Raw genomic sequence first — 22,789 nt, forward strand, 5'->3', positions numbered from 1 at the left:
TTACGATCTTAACGAATTTCTATCGACTAGCGGAGATAGATTTACATTTTTTTTCTTAAATTTCAGTTTAAACGAGAATTTTCATGAAACTGGCGTTGTTTGATTTAGACCATACCTTGTTAAATACCGATTCAGACCACTCGTGGGGTGAATTTTTAGTCAATGAAGGTTTGGTTGATCCGGTTCATCATCGTCAGATGAATGATAAATTTTATGAAGACTACAAAGCAGGGCAACTAGATCCATATGCTTATAATGAGTTTGTTTTCGGCTTTTTAACAAAGCATGATAATAACTACTTAACTGAGCTTCATCAGTTGTTTATGGAAAAAGTGATTCGTCCTCAAATGCGACCAAAAGGTTTTGATGCAATCAAAAAACATCAAGATTTAGGCCATACCATTGTAGGTATTACAGCAACAAGTGATTTTATTACTGCGCCGATTTTCCGTGAATTTGGAATTACTGAAATCTTAGCAACTAACGCCGAGGTTGCTGATGGTAAATATACAGGTAAAGTGGCGGGTTTAGCGTGTTATCAAAAGGGCAAACTTGCACGTCTTGAGGCATGGCTGGACGGTCGTAGCGTTTCTGAGTCTTGGGCTTATTCAGATTCAATTAATGACCGTTTTTTACTTGAATATGCAACGCATGCGATTGCAGTCAACCCTGATGATCGTCTTGAGAAACTGGCTCAAGAACACAACTGGGAAATTCAGGACTGGTCGATTTAATTTAAAGCAAGAGCTTCCTAGAAAAATGTAATATTCCGGAAGCTCTCTAATAAATTATTTAATTTTTTCTGTGGTAAGCCAAATATTTGAATCAGGATTTTGTTGATGCCAAAGCTTGAATTGAGCTCGCCATTGTTGAAAAGGAACCGATAAAGTAGGTCGTGGGTCATCACTTAAGCTATAAGCCATGCCTTCTACCAGCCATTTAGGTTTAGTTAGCATTGCTATATTTCCCCATTCTTCTGCTTGTCGATGATGAATAAGCTCATGAGTGATATAGAAATCTTTCCAGCCTCGCGGTGCAACCAATAACCCCAAATTACCAATCGCTTTAGCGGCTGCTTTTTCCATACCAAAGGTATTTGCACATTGTGGAGTTGAGCAAAAAACCATAGTGGGTTGTTGATGAAAAGCACCTACTTTATTTTGGGTCTCTTTTAATGCCTGATTATAAAGTGTCTTTGCAAGAGGCTGTGTCTTTGGATCATCTACACAGACTTGACCATCACAATGTAACAATGAAAGGTGATGGGCGAAAATAACACGTATCCGTTTAAACCAAATAAATGTAACTAGAACTAAGATAGCTAAAGTTATAAATAGATATAAACCGATTTTAATTATCTTTGAATATTGATTCTTCACGATCATGAATCTTAAGTGAAAAGTATAATGATAGTAGAGTAGAGGGTATATATTTATAGTATTATTTCTAATCAATATATAACTTTATTAATTAAAATAGCATGACTAAAAATAAGCGCACTAAAAGTAAAGGTAGCAATGGTTTCTTTCAAGAATTTATAGATCAGCTCATTACCGCTATTTTTGGTGAGTTACTTATTTATATCATTGCTTTACTGTTTATGAGTGCACTTGGCGGAATTATTTTCGCTGCTATATGTTTCAGTTGGGGCGTTCTATTTTTACTACTACCTTTCGCGGCTTTGATTTATATCCTTGTTAAAAAATATAGCCATTAATACCGTTATTCTTGCATCATTTTAATCAATTCCTGCATGGCTCTAGATTGAGTACGTGCAGGATGCCATACCATGCCTAACTGCCGGTTCATCTCGACATTTAAATCAAGCTGCTGCATATCTTGATTCAGCAGAGTTTTTGGTAAAACTGACCAACCTAAACCAATAGAGACCAACATACGAATTGACTCTAGTGGGTTATTGCTCATGGTAATTTTCGGTTTAAGGCCTTGTTTTTCAAACTCAGCCAAGGTGATTTGGGCTGTATAAGTCTGTGCGGCAGGCAGCAAACTTGGATATTCAATTAAATCTTGTAAGGTCAAATTCTTTTTTTGAGCCAATGGATGAAATGGAGCAGCTACAAAAACTAAAGGATCATTCCAGATCGTAATATAGTTAAGACGCTCATCACCTGAGGGCGGGAGTGTTAAAAAAGCTAACTCTAAATCGCCAGCAAGTACCTGTTCGTGTGCTTGTTCGGAATCAACAAAATGTACGTCTAGCGTGACTTGAGGAAACTGCTGAACAAAGTGTTTAAGCGGAGCAGGCAAGTGATGCAAACCGATGTGATGACTCGTCCCGATTTTTAAACGTCCTTGTATTTGGGTTTGCTCATGACTTAGCGTGTGGTGAATATCTCGAAGTTCATTTAACCAGCTTTTAACTTTTGGTAATAATGAATGCGCAGCATGAGTTGCTTGAACCCCACGGCCTGCCGACTCAAATAGCTTTACGCCAAAGTACTCTTCTAGGCTATGAATACGTTTGGTGACAGCAGGTTGAGTAATAAATAGTTGATCTGCAGCCACAGAGATCGAACCTGTTTCCATAACTTTTACAAAAGCTTCAAAGGCTGCAAGATTCATAATACAACTCTACTTGGAATAGAAAAATCGAGAGAGGCTAAAGTTGCCAAGCCAAAATCGTATCATGCTTGCAGCTCAACGTTCTATAAAGTTGTGATTTAGCGTATTAATCTTAATCTAAGCAGTCGTCTCGTTTTCGCTTAAAGCTGATATACGGCGGTCTTTTGCTGCCCATACTTTTTCATGAAAGAAAAATGCAAAAGCTTGTACTGTTGGTTCTAACATACTTAATGTTAAAGCCATCCAAATATTACCCGTTACAAAGTAGGCAACTAACATGGCTACCGTAATATGCATTATGTAGTAACTTAAGGTTTTCTTTAATGTACGTTGATTATTAACAACGAATTTTTGAATATTAGCCATAACCATTCTCTCTACCTGTATTTGATATTTTTAGTATAGAGATGAGAGTATAGGATTAAAAATGGATTATGCAAATGATAATCATTAGCAAATCCGATTTATATATTTTGACTGATATTAAAACATTCAGGAATTATTCCTAAAAGTTTTCTAATTTATAAAAATGATAAATTAGATTTATGTAAAACTCTGGCTATAATCGAAGAAAGATTAGAATTACCCAGTCCAATGGAGCAAGACGACATGGCAGGCAAAACTTTATATGACAAATTGTGGGATGACCACGTAGTTACTCAGCGTGATGATGGTTCGTGCTTACTTTATATCGACCGTCATTTATTGCATGAAGTAACGAGTCCACAAGCATTTGAAGGTTTGCAACTTGCTGGTCGTCAACCGTGGCGTTTAAGTGCAAACGTAGCTACCCCAGACCATAACGTTCCAACATCTAAAAAAGAACGTGATCAGGGCATCGCTGGTATTGAAGATGATACATCTCGTATTCAGGTTCAGACCTTAGATGATAACTGTAAGGCATTTAATATTGTTGAATTCGGTATTAATGATATTCGCCAAGGAATTGTGCATGTTGTCGGACCTGAACAAGGCTTAACTTTACCGGGTATGACGGTGGTGTGTGGTGACTCACATACAGCGACTCACGGTGCTTTCGGTTGCTTGGCACATGGTATTGGGACATCTGAAGTTGAACATGTGTTAGCAACACAATGTTTGGTTCAGAAAAAATCTAAAAACATGTTGGTTCGCGTCGATGGCGTATTGGGTAAAGGTGTAACACCAAAAGATGTCGTGTTGGCCATTATCGGTAAAATCGGTACTGCAGGCGGTACGGGTTATGCAATTGAGTTCGGTGGCCAAGTTTTCCGTGATATGTCGATTGAAGGACGTATGACGGTATGTAACATGGCGATTGAAGCGGGTGCTCGTGTGGGTATGGTCGCAGTTGATGATAAGACTATTGAATACGTAAAAGGCCGTAGCTACGCACCAAAAGGTGAGCAGTGGGAACAAGCCGTTGCTTACTGGAACACTTTACATTCAGATGTTGATGCCGTTTTTGATGCTGTAGTTGAGTTAAATGGTGCGGAGATTGAACCACAAGTGTCTTGGGGTACTTCACCTGAGATGGTTATTCCTGTCTCGAAAGCTGTACCAACTTTAGAACAAGCGAAAGATGACGTACAACGTAATGATTGGACACGTGCTTATCAGTATATGGGCTTAAATGCAGGACAAGCTTTAGCTGATATTCAACTTGATCGTGTCTTTATCGGTTCTTGTACGAACTCTCGTATTGAAGACATCCGTGCTGCTGCTGAAGTAGTTAAAGGCCGTAAAGTGGCACCTAGCATTAAGCAAGCCATGATTGTTCCGGGTTCTGGTTTAGTTAAACAACAAGCTGAAAAAGAAGGTTTGGATAAAATCTTCTTGGAAGCTGGTTTTGAATGGCGTGAGCCGGGTTGCTCAATGTGTTTAGCAATGAATGCAGACAAGTTACAACCGGGTGAGCATTGTGCATCAACCTCGAACCGTAACTTTGAAGGTCGTCAGGGTAATGGTGGTCGTACTCACTTGGTCAGTCCGGCAATGGCAGCAGCGGCTGCGATTGCAGGTCATTTTGTTGACGTTCGTTCATTTTAATTCGGTCTGGAGCAAACCATGAAAGCTTATACAGTTGAACAAGGTATCGTTGCACCATTAGATCGTGCCAATGTTGATACAGATTTAATTATTCCAAAACAGTTTTTAAAGTCGATTAAACGTACTGGGTTTGGCGACAACTTATTTGATGAACTTCGTTATTTAGACGAAGGCTATCCGGGACAAGATAACTCGGTACGTCCAAAAAATCCGGATTTCGTTTTAAATCAGCCTCGCTATCAAGGAGCAACCGTGTTAATTGCACGTACCAACTTTGGTTGTGGTTCAAGCCGTGAGCATGCACCTTGGGCATTAAATGAATATGGTTTCCGTACCGTTATTGCGCCAAGCTTTGCTGATATTTTCTTTAATAACTGTTTTAAAAACGGTATGTTGCCAGTCATTTTGCCTGAAGACATTGTTGATCAGTTATTTAAGGAATGTGCTGCGCAAGAAGGATATCAATTAACAATTGATTTGGCTGCGCAAGAAGTTCGTACACCAACTGGCGAAGCATTTAAATTCGAAGTAGATCCATTTCGTAAGCATTGCTTGTTAAATGGTTTGGATGATATTGGCTTGACACTTCAAAATGCGGACGCAATCCGCGCTTATGAAGAAAAAACCAAACAGGTTCGTCCTTGGGTATTCCAAGAGATAAATTAACCTTTCGGTACATTTTAAACATAGTCATGGCGTCGTGTTCAAACTCTTGCTAACATGCTAAAGCATAACAACAGCTTAAAATTATGCACTAGATGAGGATTGGGCTTGAACAATGAAGAGGAACGTTACTCATAGCTTTTTGTTGAGCCTGTGCGCGATAACACTAAGTGCTTGTCAGAGCACTTACAATGTAGTGGATACTGTTCGTATTAAGCAGGCTGAACAAGAAAATTTGGGGCAGAATGCAGCAATATATTGTTCGGGCGCAAAAAGTTGCGAATTTGAACGGCTAAATGATATTACTGTTGTTGATGCACAGACACGTCGTATTAGTAATCAGGCAATTCATCAAGGAATTGTGAGATTAAATGGTTCGGTGTTAAGTCAAAGCAATAGTTTGTATCTATCTGTGCCTGCCAAACAATATGAAGTGGTGATTCGTTACTATCCGATTTCTCCAGATCGGGCTGAAACGATTCATGTTATTCACCAATTCAAAGCTAACCATCGCTATATGTTTAAAATGTACCGAGACAAATCTAACCGTTCGGGTAGTTTGCTGAATGTTTCTGTACCAGATCCATTATGTGTTGACTTAGAGCAGGATGGGCGGGTAATTCGCCGTTTTTGTCGACCATTTGATGTCACCACAGGACTAGGTGAATTTCTCGAACAGAAAAAACTAACACCACGGCAGTCGTAACGCTGTCTTGTCTTTGAAAATGGAAAACTTCATGTCTAAACAGATTTTAATTTTGGCTGGCGATGGGATTGGTCCTGAAATTGTTGGGGCAGCAGAAAAAGTATTAAATAAAGTAAATGAAAAATTTAATTTGTCGTTGACTTGGGAACATGGCTTGTTAGGTGGTGCAGCGATTGATGCTCATGGAGAGCCGTATCCAGCCGTAACTAGCGAGCAAGCAAAAAAAGCTGATGCCATTTTATTAGGTGCTGTTGGCGGACCAAAGTGGGACACTATTGAACGTTCTATCCGTCCTGAACGCGGTCTTTTAAAAATTCGTAGTGAACTTAACTTATTTGCTAATTTGCGCCCAGCGATTTTATACCCACAATTAGCCGATGCTTCTAGCTTAAAGCCTGAGATTGTTGCTGGCTTAGATATTTTAATTGTTCGTGAATTAACTGGTGGTATCTACTTTGGTCAACCACGTGGTATTCGTGAACTCGAAAATGGTGAAAAACAGGGCTATAACACTGACGTTTATTCTGAAAGCGAAATTAAGCGTATTGCAAAAGTTGCTTTTGAACTTGCAGGATTACGTGGCGGTAAAGTGTGTTCTGTAGATAAAGCCAATGTTTTAGAAGTAACAGAGCTTTGGAAGCAAACGGTCACAGATTTACAGCAAGCCAATTATCCAAATATTCAGCTTTCACATATGTATGTGGATAATGCTGCCATGCAGCTTGTACGTGCGCCTAAACAGTTTGATGTAATCGTGACAGGTAACTTGTTTGGCGATATCTTGTCTGATGAAGCAGCAATGCTTACCGGCTCAATTGGTATGTTGCCATCGGCTTCTTTAGATGAAAATGGCAAAGGCATGTATGAACCTTGTCATGGTTCAGCGCCTGATATTGCAGGGCAAAACGTTGCAAACCCGTTGGCAACCATTCTTTCAGTTGCGATGATGCTTCGTTATACCTTCCGTGAAGAAGCTGCTGCTAAAGCAATTGAAGATGCAGTAGGGCAAGTACTTGATCAAGGTTTACGTACAGCCGATATTATGTCTGAAGGCATGACTAAAGTTGGTACAGCCGAGATGGGTGAAGCAGTTGTTGCTGCTCTTGCTTAATCGCCACTTTGCTAAAAAACGCAGCTTAAAGCTGCGTTTTTTTATGGTTGTGTTTAGCAAGCTTTACCTTCGTATTGAATAGACTCGGCAATGTCATTTTTGAGTTTAAAAATAACCTTGCAATTAAAGTTAAGATCATAAGAGTTGCCGCTCAAATTTCCTGATTGTATGGGAACAGAACCACCTCTCATATCGACATTACTCACCATTGGAATTGGGATGCTTAAGGGCCGTAAAATTGTATAAATAAGTTGATCAGAAGTTTTTTGTGGTGTGCGGGCGACTTGAAAGCCAAGACTCCGTAAGTTGAGATCTTGCTGAATCGTTGTAGATGATTTGCCTATAAAATTTTTTAAATATTCTTGTAAATCTATAGATTGGCGTGGATGACTAGCACAGCCGTTAATATTAAGCAGCATGAATGAAAGCAAACTCATTTGACATAAGGTAGATATATTCATTTTTTCTCTATATAGAATTATATTTATCATTAAAGAACAATAGGTTGGATTTGCTAACTTGTAAAGTAAAAAAGCAGGATTATGATAAATAGAAGGTGAGTTTGCCTTTAGACTTATTCTTATATTTACAGACTAATAATAATTGCCCAAAACTTAAGGAAGAAGAGTATGAAAAAAATAGTTTTTGCCTTTTTGTGTTTCGGAATAACCACGGTCTATGCTGATAACTGTGATAGTGCTCGTAATACTTATGATGATATTTACTGTACCAATAAAATCTATGCGAGTGCTGATGCAGACCTGAATAAGAATTATCAGGCATTAAGAGCGAAATTAAATACAGCACAAAGAAATACGCTTAAGAAGTCGCAGCTTGCTTGGATACGCCAACGTGATGCTGAATGTACAGATTCTAATAGAAATAGCGTAGACGTGCAGTGTCGTTTACAGACAACGCAAGAAAGAAACCATTGGCTGCAAGAAAGATTGCGTGAATGCCAAACGGTGGGATGTAAAACCAGTCGATTAAGTGAATAAAAAACGCAATAAAAAAGCCACATGATGAAGTGGCTTTTTTGCATTCACTAATTAGCGAGCACGGTACGTAATACGACCTTTGGTTAAGTCATATGGAGTCATTTCGACTTTCACACTGTCGCCAGTAAGAATACGAATATAGTGTTTACGCATTTTACCAGAAATGTGTGCAATAACTTCGTGACCGTTTTCAAGACGTACACGGAACATCGTATTAGGAAGCGTTTCGGTGACAACGCCTTCGAACTCAATGAGTTCCTCTTTATTGGCCATAGCCTACCTGATGATCAAATTGGAAAGGCGCAAATTATAGTCAATTTATTTAAAAAAAACAAGATAGACATCTTCTTGTGAAAGCATCTGGTTAAAGTATGACTAATAAAAAAAGATGTAATTTTTTTCACAAAAGAACTCTAATTCTGTTGTCAGTTTGGTCAATCAACGCTAATCTAAAATCATAGTTATTAGGGACTGTTCATGCATAAAGAGTCAACAGCTCCTAAGTATCAATGAAGTATCTACATGGAAGGGCACTGCGTGGGTCAGCTAACAGATGCATCAGTTGTATTACGTTTTGGCTATCAAGCAATTCGTCGTGCAGGATTGCCAACAGAAGAAATATTAACTAAAGCGGGAGTCGCTTTAAATCAGGTCGATACAAACGCACGTACTCCGTTAAGTGCGCAGTATGCCTTTTGGACTGCTGCTCAAGAAGTCAGTAAAGATCCAGACATCGGTTTGCATTTAGGTGAGCATTTACCTTTGTACCGTGGTCAGGTGATTGAACATTTATTTATTAGTAGTGAAACTTTTGGTGAAGGGCTTAAGCGAGCTTTGGCTTACCAGCGTCTCATTAGTGATGCATTTGATGCAAAACTGGTGGTTGAAGATGGACGCTGCTATTTGACCAATGGTGAGCAGGTAGGGGCAGACAACCTTGTTAATCGTCATTTTTCAGAATGTGCGATTTCAGGTGTGCTCAGATTCTTCAAATTTATTACCGAAGGCCAGTTCCATCCAATCTTCATTGATTTTAATTTCAGTGAAGGTGCTTCTGAAGATGAATACTTCCGCGTCTATGGCTGTCCGGTAAGCTTAGGGCAGAAAGAAACACGGCTATATTTTGACCCTGCCATTTTAGATTTTCAGCTTTGGCAGGCAGAGCCTGAATTACTTCAATTGCATGAACAATTGGCAATTGAAAAGTTACAAGAACTTGCCCGTTATGATTTAGTGGGTGAGGTCCGTCGTGCGATTGGTTCGACACTTGAAAGTGGAGAAACGACGCTAGAAACCGTAGCGGCACAATTAAATATTACGCCGCGTCGTTTACGGACGCAGTTAAGTGAAGCAAATACCAGCTTCCAGCAAATACTTTCTGACTACCGTTGTCGTTTAGCTAAAAAACTTTTAGCTAACACTAATGAGAGTGTTGAGCGTATTGTGTATTTAACAGGTTTTTCTGAACCGAGTACATTCTACCGCGCGTTTAAGCGCTGGACTAACGAAACACCAGTTGAGTACCGTAAGCGTAAGCAACACCGTTAGAACTAAAAATTGGTTAAGCCTACTCAGGTAGGTTTAACCAATGTGGCCCGAGTGGTGGTTGTGGTAAGTCAAACTGCTCGGGATAATAACATTGAATAAAATAGAGACCATCAGGTGGGGCGGTAATTCCTGCTGCCTTACGATCTTCGGCTGCGAACATTGCATCAATATGGTCGATTTCATACATGCCTTGCCCAATTTCAAGTAAGCAACCCATAATATTTCGAACCATATGATGTAAAAAGCCATCAGCTTGAATATCTAAAACCAAATAACGTCCATGTTCAAACAATCGGCAATGCTTTACATGTCGTACAGGTTGATTTGACTGGCAGGCTGCTGCACGGAAGGTTTCAAAGTTATGCGTACCTTCAAATTTGCTGGCAGCTTTAATCATTTTTTGCACGTCTAATTTTTGATAAATATGCGTGACTTGTTTATGTAAAAGTGCAGGGCGATGTGGAGCGTTATATACAACATAGCGGTAGCGACGAGCAGTGGCTTTAAAACGTGCATGGAACTCTTCATCCATCTGTTTAATCCACTGAATTGAAATATCCTTAGGAAGTTGGCTATTTGCTCCCATGATCCATCCACGCTCTGGACGAATCGCATTAGTGTCAAAATGAGCCACCATATTTGTTGCATGTACTCCTGCATCTGTTCGACCAGCACCGTGAAGTGTGATTGGTTCATCAGCGATTTTGCTGAGTACAAGCTCTATAGTTTCCTGAACGCTGGCAACGCCTGGCTGTTGTGTTTGCCAACCTCGATATTGAATACCACTAAATTCAATACCGACCGCATAACGTTGCATGGCTTCACCTCTATTTAATGCAGATTTTCATTCCAATGGTTCAACCATTGTTCTGGGGTTGGGTATTTTAAATAGATTTGAAGCGCTTTTGCATAGAGATCTGCATGGCTATGGGCATCATTAATGACAATTTTTGCAGTTTTGGCCCAAGCACTAATTGCATAACGTTGGTCCATACCTCCAAAAGTGACTTGTGTCGCCAAAATTGGTACACATCCACGAGTATAGAGTTCATCTAATGTTGCCAAAAACTCATCGTTTACGGCGATATTACCTGTACCGAAACCTTGCAACACTAAAAAGTGTGGTGGGGCAGGAAGTAAGTGACGTAATTGTTGTACTAAATGCTGTGTTGCAATCGGCTGCATCATCCAGTTTAAAATCTGAAAGGAAGCAGCTTTTTCAATTTGAGCATCTTGTACGATCAATTCATTTTGCTGAGGCGTAAACTCAACGTTACTACTTAACCCTGAAAATGCATCAAGTTCAGTGGTATGCGTTTTTAATGCAGTTTGTGCGTGAAATACTTGATGGTGGAATGCGAGATAAGCACCAACCGGAAGTGCAATGACCTGCTCTAATGCAAGATATAAGTTTTCAATTGCATCAGTAAATTCACGGGTGTTATCACCTTGAATATTGAGTAACGGGTATTGGCTACCAGTAATCACAATATGACAGCTTTGCCCTAAAAAGCGAGCTAAAGTCGCAGCTGCATAACTGAGCGTATCTGTACCATGAATCACAACAAAATGCTGATAGCCTTCTAGTTGTAGTTGTTGTATGCGTTGAATTAGGCGTAACCAGTCAGGTGCTGTACATGCACTGCTATCGACAATATTGGGCGCAGCAAAGCAATGAACTGTTAAGTGTGGGGGAATCACTTTCTCAAGTTGAGGTAGGAATTGGTCATAAGGCATAGGAGCTAAAGGTTCACCAATGCAACCAAAAGTACCACCCATATAAAATAAAGCTATTTTTTTCATCTTTTTGCAGGCATAAAAAAGCAGTCATCTCTGACTGCTTATGGTAAATCGAACAGTTCTAAGAAGCTATGCGATTAAGTAGGTTTTTCGCATGTTGTTGTTGTTCTGTGTTGAATTTTTGCTCATCACCCTGTAGTAAATTACACGCTGCTTGGTTCGCTCCAAACTTAATGTATTGTTCAGCCAATTTTAAATCGAGTTCATTTTCATTTATTTGTTTTAATTCTGGAAAAGCTTCTAAAAGCGGATCCTCTATTTGGGTTTGAGTAGCTGCTTCATTTACTACATCTATATGGCTTTGAGTTTCAAGCTCTGGCGCTGGAACTAAGGCAGGCTCATCTAACGAAAACTCAAGAGGTGCGATAGAAGCCGCTTCTAATGGGGTTTGTTCTACGAGTTTAATTTCATCTAATGATGGAGCTTGTTCAACAGATTTCGTCTCTGAACTTGAAGGATTTAAGTCAAAGTTAAAATCTAATGCATTGATGCTATTTTCTTGGTCTGCTTTTAGCTCTACTGGTTGAGATTTTTCCTCAGTTCCATGCAGAGGTGCCAAGTCAAAAGAAAACTCTAAATCGGCCAGCTCATTTGTTTCTTGAGTGGATGATAACTCAGGTTGTTGTGCTGGTTGGTTGGTATTTTCCGTAGCCGAAGTCTGTTCGAATGAAAAGTTAAACTCTAAAGGTTCAATTTCAACAGCAGGTTCTTGTTTTACGGGCGTATAGTCTTTCTGTAGGTCATCAAAAGAAGCCTCGGAAGAACTGGTTGTTAATTCATCGAACTGAGCCGTTGTATCTGTGTTTTTCGGTTCTTCATATGTTTGAGCTTGAGGGAAATCAATAGCATCAGGTTGTCTGGATGATTCATATTCTTTTTGTCGAGTTTCTGCTTGAGCTGCTATTTCATTTAAACCTAAGCTACGAATATGGCTAATCAACTGTTGAATTGCAAATTCATCTTTCTGAGCAATATGAATTTCAAGAAGTAATAAATACAGTTCATGTTGAGTATTATCTTTTTTTAGCGCCTGATTGACTTGAGCTTCAGCTGCTGAAAACTGTTTTTCTTGAATGAGCTGTTGAATATTGTGTCGCAAAGCTTCAGGTACAGGATTGCTTTGAGGGATAGCAGGAGTATTTTCCTCAATGACCTTGGCTTTTGTTTTTTCACGCGAACTTTTGCTTGATTTAGCACTCGCTTTTTTGCCGGATTTTCTATTTATATTTTTTGGGGAAGTGGCCTCTTGTTTTTGACTATTCTCGCGTTTTTTTAAAATAACGGCGACCACGAGTAATATGATAAACGGAATCACATATAACATTACTTTCCCCTTAAAAAATAAATATTTGCAATATAAAGCGTGCTAACTCTGGTTTTAACTTAATGTTTTTGCTTGTGAGTTTGTTGCTGTGCCTGTAATTGCTGTTGTAACTCTGCCAAACGCGCATTCAAGAGTTGAATACGTTGGTCTTTTAAACTTAAAGTTTGATTTAGTTTGGTTACATTCCTTTGTAATGTAACGGTTTTTTTGCGAGTTGTCATAACTTTTACTGCTAACTCAGTATTGTTTTGACTTTGTTGTGTGCTCTTTTTTGCACTTCCATGAGCAGAATTTGGGCTGTTCTCTGCCACAATGCTCATTTCAGCTTGTTGTAAACGATATTTAGCTCTGCCAGAAGAGGGTTTTGCCAAGTGAGCTTCACTCGATTTAGGTTTTAAATGGGAAGCTTTAGTTGTATTTGTTGTTAAGTTTAGCGAACTTCCCTGACGTAAACGGTTTACATCACCTTGAATAAAAGCATGTCGGTTTTGTGCTTGGATATCTCGCATGATTTTAGCCACAGGTTGTTTGGTCTGTGCTGCAATACGATTGGCAATACTCCATAAAGACTCGTTACGTTGTACGACATATTTACCAGTAGGTGCCGGGCCTTTATAAGCGCTAATTTTTTGCTTTTTCGGCGTATTTTTACTTAATACATTTTTTTGTTGGGCAGTTTTAGATTGCGCTGCTTTTTTGACGGTAGTTGTTTGATTGCCATCACTTGATTTGAGTGAAGTCGAAGGCTGTTTCTCTACAGCCGATGATTCGGTATTCATCGTAGCTATAGTTGGCTGAAGTGTTTGAGTCGAAGGTTTTTCGGTAAAAGGAGCCACAGGAGCAGGGCTAGAACTATTCAAAGCTGGAGCAGTTCCAGTGCTAATATTTAGATTATGTTCATTACTTGTGGTTTCTGCCACCGTTGATGTATTTTCAGTAGATGTGTACTGAGTACTTTCAGGTAAATTTAATGCGATATCTTTTTCATTTACGATAAATTGCGGTGAAAGTGGACTTTCGTTCATGGCGGCCTTTTTTATAGGCGATGGCTTTAAAACGGTTTTAATATGTTGAAGACGGGTTGCGTTACCTTCACTGACTTTTACGACAATATTCAGTTCAGGATCGATAATAGGACGCGATGAGGTAATCACAATAACGCCAGAACCCTGACCATTTTGGCGTGTATAAAAGTTTAGGTTACCCGGAGGTTGATGAGTTACTCCCAAACCATTGAGATCATCTTGAGTGGCCAAACTGACTTGCAATGGGGTATTAGGATCTGCTTGCTGAAAATTCATTTCTGCATAAAGTAATTCCCCAGGTGCAGATTGAATTTGAATAGGATCTAATGTAATCGCATAAATAGAAGGCGAAGACATAATGGTGAAAATGGCAATTTTTAATTTGTTATATGCAGTCATCTCAATCCATGACCTGATCAGTCGTAAAGTCGTTCAAAATTATACAATAATGAAATGTAAATAAATTGTTAATTTTTTACAAACCAGTTACGAAAAAGCCGATCAAATGTGATCGGCTTTTTATTTTGACTGAATAATTCAGATCAAATTATGAGCTTTTGTATTCTACTAAAATACGTAACATACGACGTAGAGGCTCAGCAGCACCCCAAAGTAACTGATCGCCTACTGTGAATGCGCCGAGGTACTCTTTACCCATATTGAGTTTACGTAAACGACCTACAGGTACAGTTAGGGTACCAGTTACAGCAACAGGTGTAAGATCAGTCATTGATGCTTCACGTGTATTTGGTACAACTTTAGCCCACTGGTTTGAGTTACGAATCATATCTTCGATCTCATCAAGCGGAACATCTTTTTTCAATTTGATGGTTAATGCTTGAGAGTGGCAACGCATTGCACCGATACGAACACAGTGACCATCGATAGGAACGATTTGAGAGTTACCTAAGATCTTGTTGGTCTCAACTTGTCCTTTCCACTCTTCTTTTGATTGACCGCTTTCAAGCTGTTTATCAATGTAAGGAATTAATGAACCAGCAAGTGGCACACCAAAGTTCGCAGAAGGGAAACCCTCACCGCGTTGTAACTCGGCAACTTGACGGTCAATATCAAGAATTGCAGATTTAGGATCATCTAACAAAGTCTTGGTATTGTTATATAAATAACCCATACCTGTTAACAACTCACGCATGTTTTGTGCGCCAGCGCCTGATGCCGCTTGATAAGTCATCGCAGTCATCCACTCAACCAAATTATTTTGGAAAAGTGCGCCAACACCCATCAACATGAGTGATACTGTACAGTTACCACCAACGAAAGTTTTAGTACCTTTCGCTAAGCCGTCTTTAATTACATTAAGGTTAACCGGATCAAGAACGATGATTGCATCATCAGTCATACGTAAAGTAGATGCCGCATCAATCCAGTAGCCATCCCAACCAGTTGCTTTTAACTTTGGGAAAACTTCAGACGTGTAGTCACCACCTTGACAGGTAATAATGACATCCATTTGCTTCAGACTGGTAATGTCTGTAGCTTCCATAAGTGCTGGGGCAGTCTTACCACCAAATGAAGGAGCTTCACCACCTGCATTACTGGTAGAGAAGTAGAATGGCTCAATATGAGCAAAATCATTCTCTTCAACCATACGTTGCATAAGGACGGAACCGACCATCCCGCGCCAACCGACCAGACCTACTTTCATGTCATTTTGCCTCGGTGCGTTAAAATTGTTAAAGGGGGAGTTGAGTGTATCAAAAGTGCTCACAACTGCAAGCGTTACAGAATCAAAACAGCAATTTTATTGAGTAGAATATCTTGTTTATGTTACATACAAAATTGATAAAGATGACAAAAACATTAAAAAACAAATCATCTTAAAAGAGTAATTTCAATGATTTATATCGAAGTACTGGCAGTAGTGGTGATTTGGTTAAGCTTCTGGTCACTTATTCCTCGTGATGAGTGGTGGTTTCGAGGTGCAGATTTTCCAAGATTACAAATTCTGTTTATTGGCTTAATTGCTTTAATTGGTATGTTGTTTTGGCCGACCGAATGGGACGTATGGCGTGAGCTTTTGCTTGCGGTACTCATCGCAGCGATTGCCTACCAACTTAAAATGGTTTTACCGTATACGCTGTTTTGGAAAAAACAGGTTAAAAAGGTCAAACAGCATCAGCTAGATCCTACAAAACAGATTTCACTGATAGTTTCTAATGTGCTCACCCCGAATGATAAATATCATTTATTACTTGAGCATGTACGGACGTTGAAACCTGATTTATTGCTTACTTTAGAGAGCGATACAACTTGGGAAAATGCTTTAAAAGAGATCGAGAAAGATTATCCATACCGTGTGCCCGTACCTTTAGATAATTTATACGGGATGCATTTATATAGCCGGTTACCGCTTAAAAATACTGAGGTTAAATTCATTTTAAGTAATGAAATACCTTCTATTCATACCACGGTAATTTTGCGATCTGGCATGCCTGTTCAGCTCTACTGTTTACATCCTAAGCCACCTAGCCCAACTGAAGCAAAAGATTCAACACTGCGTGACGCTGAGCTTTTAATTGTCGGAGATCAAATTAAAGATCTTGATGAAAGTTGTATTGTGATGGGGGATTTAAACGACGTAGCGTGGTCACGAACAACCCGTTTATTTCAACGTATTAGTGGGCTACTCGATCCACGAGTGGGGCGGCATTTTATTAATACTTTTCATGCGGACTATCCTTTATTGCGCTGGTCACTTGACCATATCTTTCATAGTACAGACTTCGGTTTAGTAAAAATGCAGCGTTTATCTCATATTGGATCAGACCATTTTCCTGTCTATGTCGTTTTACAAACAGGTCGAATATTTGAAGAAATTCACGAGGAACTAGAACAAACTCAAGCCGATGAAGAAGAAGCTCAAGCCGCGATACAAGAAGGTATTGCTAAAGCTGAAAAAGAAGAAAAAATCGTGACTGATGAAATTGCACAGCCTTATAAAGAGAAAAATATATAAAGTGAGTTGTAAGCAATAACGTACAAAGATTTGAGTCTAGGTCCAATAGGCAGACAGAGTTAAAACCCGTATTCTACATTCATCGGCACACGGAAGCGGGAATGGATAATCCCAAGTAAGGATGCACTAAGCTGATATGGAACGACATCACGGATAAGATGTTAGAACGGAAGCGATAAAAAGAATTATATACCCTGAAAGCACAACCTCATTTACCCGAGTTTTGCAGGACGCAGAACTCGGGTTGATATTTTATAGATATATCATTTAATTCGTTGTAAATAAAACCAATATTTTTAAGGTATTCTTAATTTAAAAATCTACTCAGTTATAAGTCATCGTCCATAAATTTTTTTATATATCTGAGCAAAATACACGACAATTTTTGCAGAATCTGCCAGCCAATGATGTTCTCCTTACTGGTTCACGCGGCACAGGAAAATCTTCAATTGTCCGTGCCCTTTTAACCGAGTATAAAGATCAAGGATTACGTTTAATTGAAATTGAACGTGATGATCTGTCCGATCTTCCTGAAATCCAGAAGCTCATCCAGAAGCGTCCGGAAAAGTTCATTGTCTACTGCGATGATCTGGCCTTTAATGCTGAAGATGAAAACTATCGCAGCTTAAAAAGTGTACTTGATGGCTCATTACAGTCAGGTTCAAGTAATTTTATTATTTATGCAACCAGCAACCGTCGACATCTGTTACCAGAATTTATGCATGAGAACACGCCAGTGACTCGTGTAGATGTACCGCAATATACCGAGTTGCATCCACAAGAAGCCATTGAGGAAAAAATTTCACTCTCGGATCGTTTTGGAATGTGGCTTTCATTCTATCCAATGGATCAAAACCTGTATTTAACCATTGTAGAACACTATCTTGCTAAAACAGATATGCCAATGAATGACGAAGCCCATGCTGAAGCCCTACGCTGGTGTCAGGCACGTGGTCAACGGTCAGGACGTGCCGCCTATCAGTTCTCTAAACACTGGATTGGATCACAACAACTAAAAGCACTGTAAAATTTTAAACTAGAAAAATTAACAGGTTTCATTATTAGTCAGATTATAAAAGGCCCATTTATCTCAAATGGGCTTTTTATAAAATTAGAGTTTCTGTCAAGCTCTTAAATAATATTCAGCTGTTTTAATGATTTCATCAATAATTCATTACGTATAGATGCCGGCATTTCTGACCGCATTTCCATATTTAATGCAAAAGCGACAATTTTTCCATCTGGCTGCTCAACCCAGCCGGTCAACCAGCCCACTTGTGGTTTTATATCCATTGCCCAACCAGTCTTTCCAAAAATTTTGTAGCCATTACTCTCTTCTAAAAGAAGCATATTTTTTACATTAGCCTGCACTTTTTCACTAAATGGAAGCTGTGTATGTGCTAATTGGGAAACAAACTCTACCTCTTGAATAGGCGTAACCTTTAATGGTCCTACCAACCAGAAATTATCAACCTGCTGTCCAATTTCAGCATTACCGAAACCAATACGTTTTACTTCTTTTTGCATGAGATCAAGACCGATACGTCGCGCAAGTTCCTGATAGACTGGGACTGCAGAAAGCTTCATGGCTTCTCCTAGTGTCATGTCTTTTTCCCAAGCGGTAAATGACCTTTTCTCGCCCTTCCATTTAAATATTTCATTAATATCCGTTTTCTGGTTCTCCAATCCGATCAGGGCATTCAACATTTTAAATGTAGAGGCTGGCACATATTCTGTATTTGCGCGGCTTAGAGCATTACCATATAGATTAATTTTTTTATCTGTTTGAATAACCAGCACACCTGAGGTGTTTTTTTCATCAAAGTATTGATGAATCACCTGATTATGTCCTTGAACAATCTGACTCGGGGTTTCATTTATTAAATTATGCTGAACCGTACAACCAGAAAGAAAAAGAGAAGCAACCACATAGCAAGTAAAATATTTATTCATTTTAAACACCAGATCAATAGAAAATAACTCTGTACACGACAAAAATAGATAACTCATTGAAATAATGTCACAATAATTGTTTTCTAACGACGAATACTATGACACATCTCAATGAGTTATATCTTATCTTAAACAAATCTCTAAAATGGAACAAGTCACATTTAAAGTGCTTTGCGCTCATCATGCTTGTGATTATTTTAAAGCAAACATGTAATCTTTCTTCTGCATCTAAAGCCTTGCCCATCAAGTGTTTACCACAATCATTTTATCGACGTATGCAGCGCTTCTTTGCAGGTCAGTATTTTGATTATCGTCAAATTTCTCAGTTGATTTTCAATATGTTTTCATTCGACCAAGTGCAACTGACTTTAGATAGAACCAATTGGAAATGGGGAAAACGAAATATTAATATCCTGATGCTCGCAATCGTTTATCGTGGAATAGCGATACCTATCCTTTGGACATTGCTTAATAAACGTGGAAATTCAGATACGAAAGAGCGTATTGCTTTGATTCAACGCTTTATAGCCATTTTTGGTAAAGACCGTATTGTGAATGTGTTCGCAGACAGAGAGTTTATCGGTGAGCAGTGGTTTACATGGTTAATTGAACAAGACATCAACTTCTGCATTCGTGTTAAAAAAACTTCATTGTCACCAATCATTTAGGAAAGAATCATAAAATTAGTGATTTATTTCGCCATCTTAAAGTTGGTCAAATTGAATGTCGTAAACGACGGATTTTGGTTGGTCGGGTGAAACTATATATAAGTGCACTACAGTTAGAAAATGGAGAGCTTTTACTCGTCGTTTCTCCTCAGTTTAATGCCAATGCTATTCAGGATTATGCATTACGCTGGGAAATTGAAACCTTATTCAGTTGTCTCAAAGGACGCGGGTTTAATCTTGAAAATACGCGCTTGACAGACCCTAGACGAGTGAAAAAATTGATTGCGGTGTTAGCTATAAGCTTCTGTTGGTGTTACTTAACGGGTGAATGGCAACATAATCAAAAAAAAGCGATAAAAATAAAGAAGCATGGACGACTCTCAATGAGTTTATTTCGCTATGGTTTAGACTATGTTCAAATGGCGATTCAGCGTTTAATTGGTTTTGGGAAAAAAGAAGAGTTTAAGGAAATTTTGGCAATTTTAAGAAAGCAGAATCCTGATAGGATAAGGGTTCTGTGAAATTTGTCGTGTACAGAGAAAATATTTATTCATTTTAAACACCAGATCAATAGAAAATAACTCTGTACACGACAAAAATAGATAACTCATTGAAATAATGTCACAATAATTGTTTTCTAACGACGAATACTATGACACATCTCAATGAGTTATATCTTATCTTAAACAAATCTCTAAAATGGAACAAGTCACATTTAAAGTGCTTTGCGCTCATCATGCTTGTGATTATTTTAAAGCAAACATGTAATCTTTCTTCTGCATCTAAAGCCTTGCCCATCAAGTGTTTACCACAATCATTTTATCGACGTATGCAGCGCTTCTTTGCAGGTCAGTATTTTGATTATCGTCAAATTTCTCAGTTGATTTTCAATATGTTTTCATTCGACCAAGTGCAACTGACTTTAGATAGAACCAATTGGAAATGGGGAAAACGAAATATTAATATCCTGATGCTCGCAATCGTTTATCGTGGAATAGCGATACCTATCCTTTGGACATTGCTTAATAAACGTGGAAATTCAGATACGAAAGAGCGTATTGCTTTGATTCAACGCTTTATAGCCATTTTTGGTAAAGACCGTATTGTGAATGTGTTCGCAGACAGAGAGTTTATCGGTGAGCAGTGGTTTACATGGTTAATTGAACAAGACATCAACTTCTGCATTCGTGTTAAAAAAACTTCATTGTCACCAATCATTTAGGAAAGAATCATAAAATTAGTGATTTATTTCGCCATCTTAAAGTTGGTCAAATTGAATGTCGTAAACGACGGATTTTGGTTGGTCGGGTGAAACTATATATAAGTGCACTACAGTTAGAAAATGGAGAGCTTTTACTCGTCGTTTCTCCTCAGTTTAATGCCAATGCTATTCAGGATTATGCATTACGCTGGGAAATTGAAACCTTATTCAGTTGTCTCAAAGGACGCGGGTTTAATCTTGAAAATACGCGCTTGACAGACCCTAGACGAGTGAAAAAATTGATTGCGGTGTTAGCTATAAGCTTCTGTTGGTGTTACTTAACGGGTGAATGGCAACATAATCAAAAAAAAGCGATAAAAATAAAGAAGCATGGACGACTCTCAATGAGTTTATTTCGCTATGGTTTAGACTATGTTCAAATGGCGATTCAGCGTTTAATTGGTTTTGGGAAAAAAGAAGAGTTTAAGGAAATTTTGGCAATTTTAAGAAAGCAGAATCCTGATAGGATAAGGGTTCTGTGAAATTTGTCGTGTACAGAGATATCTGAGCAATTTTTAATGAAAATGGATACAAAAAACTTTTTTGTTAAGTTTTTGTTTTTATAGATTATTGACGGATAAATCTAGGCTTTGACCTATTTAGATATAAATTGGACTTGTTTAATTGGCAAATCTCAATAGAATGTGCCGATCGTTGACATGTTGGATCGTCAACAGGCATTGTTGTTTACTTCGCCGGATCGGCGGGTTGTGATTTGCTTGTGCATTTAAATTTCTGTTTGGAAATTCGTGTACATATTGAGGTTTCACTCTAAAGTAGTGGTCTTCTCCCTCTCATATTTGATACTTTGCGGTGCATAAGGATTGTCTTATGAAGAATTTTAAATTTAGCCTTGCATGGCAAATTTTAATTGCTTTAATCCTAGGGATAGTTGTCGGGGCTGTTTTACATAACCAGCCTGAAATCAAAGATAGTATTGTAAATAACGTTCTTACTCCATTAGGTAAGATCTTTATTAGCCTGATTAAAATGATTGTAATCCCAATCGTTTTCTCTACATTGATTTTAGGTATTGCTGGTGTTGGCAGTACAAAAAGTCTAGGGCGTCTTGGTTTTAAAACCATTCTCTATTTCGAAATTATTACTACTATTGCTATTTTGGTTGGCTTGTTTGCAGCGAATATCTTCCATCCAGGTTCAGGCATTGATATGTCTCAACTGGTACAAACTGATATTTCTCAATATAAGCATACAACTGAAGAAGTACAGTCACAGTCTCATGGTATTATCCAGACGATATTATCGCTTATCCCAACGAACATTATTAGTTCAATGGCGCATGGCGAAATGTTGCCAGTGATTTTCTTTGCTGTGCTATTTGGTATTGGTTTATCTTCATTACCAGCAACAACAAAAGACCCATTATTAAATGTATTTCATGCTGTATCGGAAACAATGTTCCGTGTAACACACATCATCATGAAATATGCGCCAGTGGGTGTATTTGGCTTAATCGCTGTAACTGTTGCAAACTTCGGTTTTGCTTCGCTTATTCCATTGGGTAAGTTGGTTGTATTAGTTTATGGTGCAATCTTATTCTTTGCTTTAGTGGTTTTAGGTATTACTGCAAAAATGTTCAGCATCAATATCTTTACTTTGTTTAAGATTTTGAAAGATGAATTAATTTTGGCGTATTCGACTGCAAGTTCGGAAACAGTTTTACCGCGTATTATGCAAAAAATGGAAGCTTATGGTGCGCCAAAAGCGATTTCTAGTTTTGTAATCCCAACTGGTTATTCATTTAACCTTGACGGTTCTACGCTTTACCAAAGTATCGCAGCAATCTTTATTGCACAGCTTTACGGCATTGAAATGACAATCAGCCAACAAGTGATTTTAGTTGTAACGTTAATGATTACTTCTAAAGGTATTGCAGGTGTTCCTGGGGTATCATTTGTTGTGTTATTGGCGACATTAGGTAGTGTTGGTATTCCTGTAGAAGGCTTAGCATTTATTGCTGGTGTTGACCGTATCATGGATATGGCTCGTACTGCGTTGAACGTTGTAGGTAACGCGCTTGCTGTACTTGTAATCAGTAAATGGGAAAAACAATACGACTATGAAAAAGCTGCTGCTTATGAAGCATCTCTTAAGTAATAGAGAAGTTTTTTAGTCGAAAAAAA

Annotated in this window: 23 protein-coding genes and 1 pseudogene; 13 read left to right on the forward strand and 11 right to left on the reverse strand. The window is 38.6% G+C overall.

What is annotated here, in order from left to right:
• The first annotated feature begins 83 nt into the window (after positions 1 to 83).
• A complete protein-coding gene (locus EG365_RS10350) occupies positions 84 to 734 on the forward strand; it encodes an HAD family hydrolase (RefSeq protein WP_000761586.1) in 651 nt (216 codons plus the stop codon).
• Positions 735 to 788: 54 nt separating this feature from the next.
• On the opposite strand, the gene EG365_RS10355 is transcribed toward EG365_RS10350, so the two are convergent.
• Positions 789 to 1,385 (reverse strand): hypothetical protein, encoded by a 597-nt coding sequence (locus EG365_RS10355; protein WP_000635911.1) that lies wholly within the window; start codon positions 1,383 to 1,385, stop codon positions 789 to 791.
• A 95-nt stretch (positions 1,386 to 1,480) separates the two neighbouring features.
• Here EG365_RS10355 and EG365_RS10360 point away from each other — a divergent pair, with 95 nt between their 5' ends.
• The gene (locus tag EG365_RS10360) at positions 1,481 to 1,717 is read left to right on the forward strand and encodes a hypothetical protein (protein ID WP_000164722.1); all 237 of its coding nucleotides are present in this window, start codon (positions 1,481 to 1,483) and stop codon (positions 1,715 to 1,717) included.
• 5 nt (positions 1,718 to 1,722) lie between these two features.
• On the opposite strand, the gene EG365_RS10365 is transcribed toward EG365_RS10360, so the two are convergent.
• Positions 1,723 to 2,583: a LysR family transcriptional regulator gene (locus EG365_RS10365; protein ID WP_001046500.1), complete on the reverse strand. Its 861-nt coding sequence runs from the start codon at positions 2,581 to 2,583 to the stop codon at positions 1,723 to 1,725.
• Positions 2,584 to 2,700: 117 nt separating this feature from the next.
• Positions 2,701 to 2,955 (reverse strand): DUF2061 domain-containing protein, encoded by a 255-nt coding sequence (locus EG365_RS10370; protein ID WP_000244900.1) that lies wholly within the window; start codon positions 2,953 to 2,955, stop codon positions 2,701 to 2,703.
• 237 nt (positions 2,956 to 3,192) lie between these two features.
• Between EG365_RS10370 and leuC the strand changes: the two genes are divergently transcribed.
• The 4 genes from leuC (at position 3,193) to leuB (ending at position 7,091) form a co-directional block, all read left to right on the forward strand.
• The gene (gene leuC / locus EG365_RS10375; protein ID WP_000907606.1) at positions 3,193 to 4,611 is read left to right on the forward strand and encodes a 3-isopropylmalate dehydratase large subunit; all 1,419 of its coding nucleotides are present in this window, start codon (positions 3,193 to 3,195) and stop codon (positions 4,609 to 4,611) included.
• 18 nt (positions 4,612 to 4,629) lie between these two features.
• Positions 4,630 to 5,277 (forward strand): 3-isopropylmalate dehydratase small subunit, encoded by a 648-nt coding sequence (gene leuD / locus EG365_RS10380; RefSeq protein WP_000649450.1) that lies wholly within the window; start codon positions 4,630 to 4,632, stop codon positions 5,275 to 5,277.
• A 112-nt stretch (positions 5,278 to 5,389) separates the two neighbouring features.
• On the forward strand, positions 5,390 to 5,980 hold the full coding sequence (locus tag EG365_RS10385; protein WP_001984507.1) for a hypothetical protein: 591 nt from the start codon (positions 5,390 to 5,392) through the stop codon (positions 5,978 to 5,980).
• Positions 5,981 to 6,011: 31 nt separating this feature from the next.
• Entirely contained in the window at positions 6,012 to 7,091 is a 1,080-nt protein-coding gene (gene leuB / locus EG365_RS10390; protein ID WP_000043186.1) for a 3-isopropylmalate dehydrogenase, read from the forward strand.
• A gap of 53 nt (positions 7,092 to 7,144) precedes the next feature.
• On the opposite strand, the gene EG365_RS10395 is transcribed toward leuB, so the two are convergent.
• Positions 7,145 to 7,552: a hypothetical protein gene (locus EG365_RS10395; protein ID WP_002017265.1), complete on the reverse strand. Its 408-nt coding sequence runs from the start codon at positions 7,550 to 7,552 to the stop codon at positions 7,145 to 7,147.
• A gap of 168 nt (positions 7,553 to 7,720) precedes the next feature.
• Between EG365_RS10395 and EG365_RS10400 the strand changes: the two genes are divergently transcribed.
• Positions 7,721 to 8,089, forward strand: coding sequence for a lysozyme inhibitor LprI family protein (locus tag EG365_RS10400; RefSeq protein ID WP_000724608.1), 369 nt, complete (start codon positions 7,721 to 7,723; stop codon positions 8,087 to 8,089).
• A gap of 51 nt (positions 8,090 to 8,140) precedes the next feature.
• On the opposite strand, the gene infA is transcribed toward EG365_RS10400, so the two are convergent.
• On the reverse strand, positions 8,141 to 8,362 hold the full coding sequence (infA, locus tag EG365_RS10405) for a translation initiation factor IF-1 (RefSeq protein WP_001284370.1): 222 nt from the start codon (positions 8,360 to 8,362) through the stop codon (positions 8,141 to 8,143).
• A 264-nt stretch (positions 8,363 to 8,626) separates the two neighbouring features.
• On the opposite strand from infA, the gene EG365_RS10410 reads away from it, so the two are divergent.
• A complete protein-coding gene (locus tag EG365_RS10410; RefSeq protein ID WP_002009591.1) occupies positions 8,627 to 9,637 on the forward strand; it encodes an AraC family transcriptional regulator in 1,011 nt (336 codons plus the stop codon).
• 19 nt (positions 9,638 to 9,656) lie between these two features.
• On the opposite strand, the gene truA is transcribed toward EG365_RS10410, so the two are convergent.
• From truA to asd, 5 genes are all read right to left on the reverse strand, one after another.
• The gene (truA, locus tag EG365_RS10415) at positions 9,657 to 10,454 is read right to left on the reverse strand and encodes a tRNA pseudouridine(38-40) synthase TruA (protein WP_001190096.1); all 798 of its coding nucleotides are present in this window, start codon (positions 10,452 to 10,454) and stop codon (positions 9,657 to 9,659) included.
• A 14-nt stretch (positions 10,455 to 10,468) separates the two neighbouring features.
• Entirely contained in the window at positions 10,469 to 11,440 is a 972-nt protein-coding gene (locus EG365_RS10420; RefSeq protein WP_000717085.1) for an asparaginase, read from the reverse strand.
• Positions 11,441 to 11,498: 58 nt separating this feature from the next.
• Positions 11,499 to 12,761 carry a hypothetical protein gene (locus EG365_RS10425; protein ID WP_000967572.1) on the reverse strand — a complete coding sequence of 421 codons (1,263 nt, stop codon included), beginning with the start codon at positions 12,759 to 12,761 and terminating at the stop codon, positions 11,499 to 11,501.
• Between the two features lie 59 nt (positions 12,762 to 12,820).
• Complete coding sequence (locus tag EG365_RS10430) at positions 12,821 to 14,185, reverse strand: FimV family protein (protein WP_000128073.1); 1,365 nt, start codon at positions 14,183 to 14,185, stop codon at positions 12,821 to 12,823.
• Positions 14,186 to 14,333: 148 nt separating this feature from the next.
• Positions 14,334 to 15,452 (reverse strand): aspartate-semialdehyde dehydrogenase, encoded by a 1,119-nt coding sequence (asd, locus tag EG365_RS10435; RefSeq protein ID WP_000862762.1) that lies wholly within the window; start codon positions 15,450 to 15,452, stop codon positions 14,334 to 14,336.
• A 189-nt stretch (positions 15,453 to 15,641) separates the two neighbouring features.
• On the opposite strand from asd, the gene EG365_RS10440 reads away from it, so the two are divergent.
• Together EG365_RS10440 and EG365_RS10445 are read left to right on the forward strand one after the other, a co-directional pair.
• On the forward strand, positions 15,642 to 16,763 hold the full coding sequence (locus EG365_RS10440; RefSeq protein WP_000639217.1) for an endonuclease/exonuclease/phosphatase family protein: 1,122 nt from the start codon (positions 15,642 to 15,644) through the stop codon (positions 16,761 to 16,763).
• A gap of 367 nt (positions 16,764 to 17,130) precedes the next feature.
• Positions 17,131 to 17,790, forward strand: a pseudogene (locus EG365_RS10445) (ATP-binding protein); the annotation flags it as partial.
• A gap of 104 nt (positions 17,791 to 17,894) precedes the next feature.
• Here EG365_RS10445 and EG365_RS10450 read toward each other — a convergent pair.
• A complete protein-coding gene (locus tag EG365_RS10450) occupies positions 17,895 to 18,716 on the reverse strand; it encodes an OXA-23 family carbapenem-hydrolyzing class D beta-lactamase OXA-23 (protein WP_001046004.1) in 822 nt (273 codons plus the stop codon).
• A 98-nt stretch (positions 18,717 to 18,814) separates the two neighbouring features.
• Between EG365_RS10450 and EG365_RS10455 the strand changes: the two genes are divergently transcribed.
• From EG365_RS10455 to gltP, 3 genes are all read left to right on the forward strand, one after another.
• Positions 18,815 to 19,905, forward strand: a protein-coding gene (locus EG365_RS10455; protein ID WP_085940648.1) for an IS4-like element ISAba1 family transposase whose coding sequence is annotated in 2 segments (ribosomal slippage) — positions 18,815 to 19,355 and positions 19,355 to 19,905 — 1,092 coding nt in all. Because the reading frame shifts where the segments join, the coding sequence is not laid out codon by codon here.
• Positions 19,906 to 20,036: 131 nt separating this feature from the next.
• Positions 20,037 to 21,127, forward strand: a protein-coding gene (locus tag EG365_RS10460) for an IS4-like element ISAba1 family transposase (RefSeq protein ID WP_085940648.1) whose coding sequence is annotated in 2 segments (ribosomal slippage) — positions 20,037 to 20,577 and positions 20,577 to 21,127 — 1,092 coding nt in all. Because the reading frame shifts where the segments join, the coding sequence is not laid out codon by codon here.
• A 349-nt stretch (positions 21,128 to 21,476) separates the two neighbouring features.
• Positions 21,477 to 22,763 (forward strand): glutamate/aspartate:proton symporter GltP, encoded by a 1,287-nt coding sequence (gene gltP / locus EG365_RS10465; protein ID WP_000787678.1) that lies wholly within the window; start codon positions 21,477 to 21,479, stop codon positions 22,761 to 22,763.
• The last annotated feature ends 26 nt before the right edge of the window (positions 22,764 to 22,789 follow it).

Origin of the sequence: Acinetobacter sp. FDAARGOS_494, assembly GCF_003812225.1 — a bacterium.
GTDB classification, from domain to species: domain Bacteria; phylum Pseudomonadota; class Gammaproteobacteria; order Pseudomonadales; family Moraxellaceae; genus Acinetobacter; species Acinetobacter baumannii.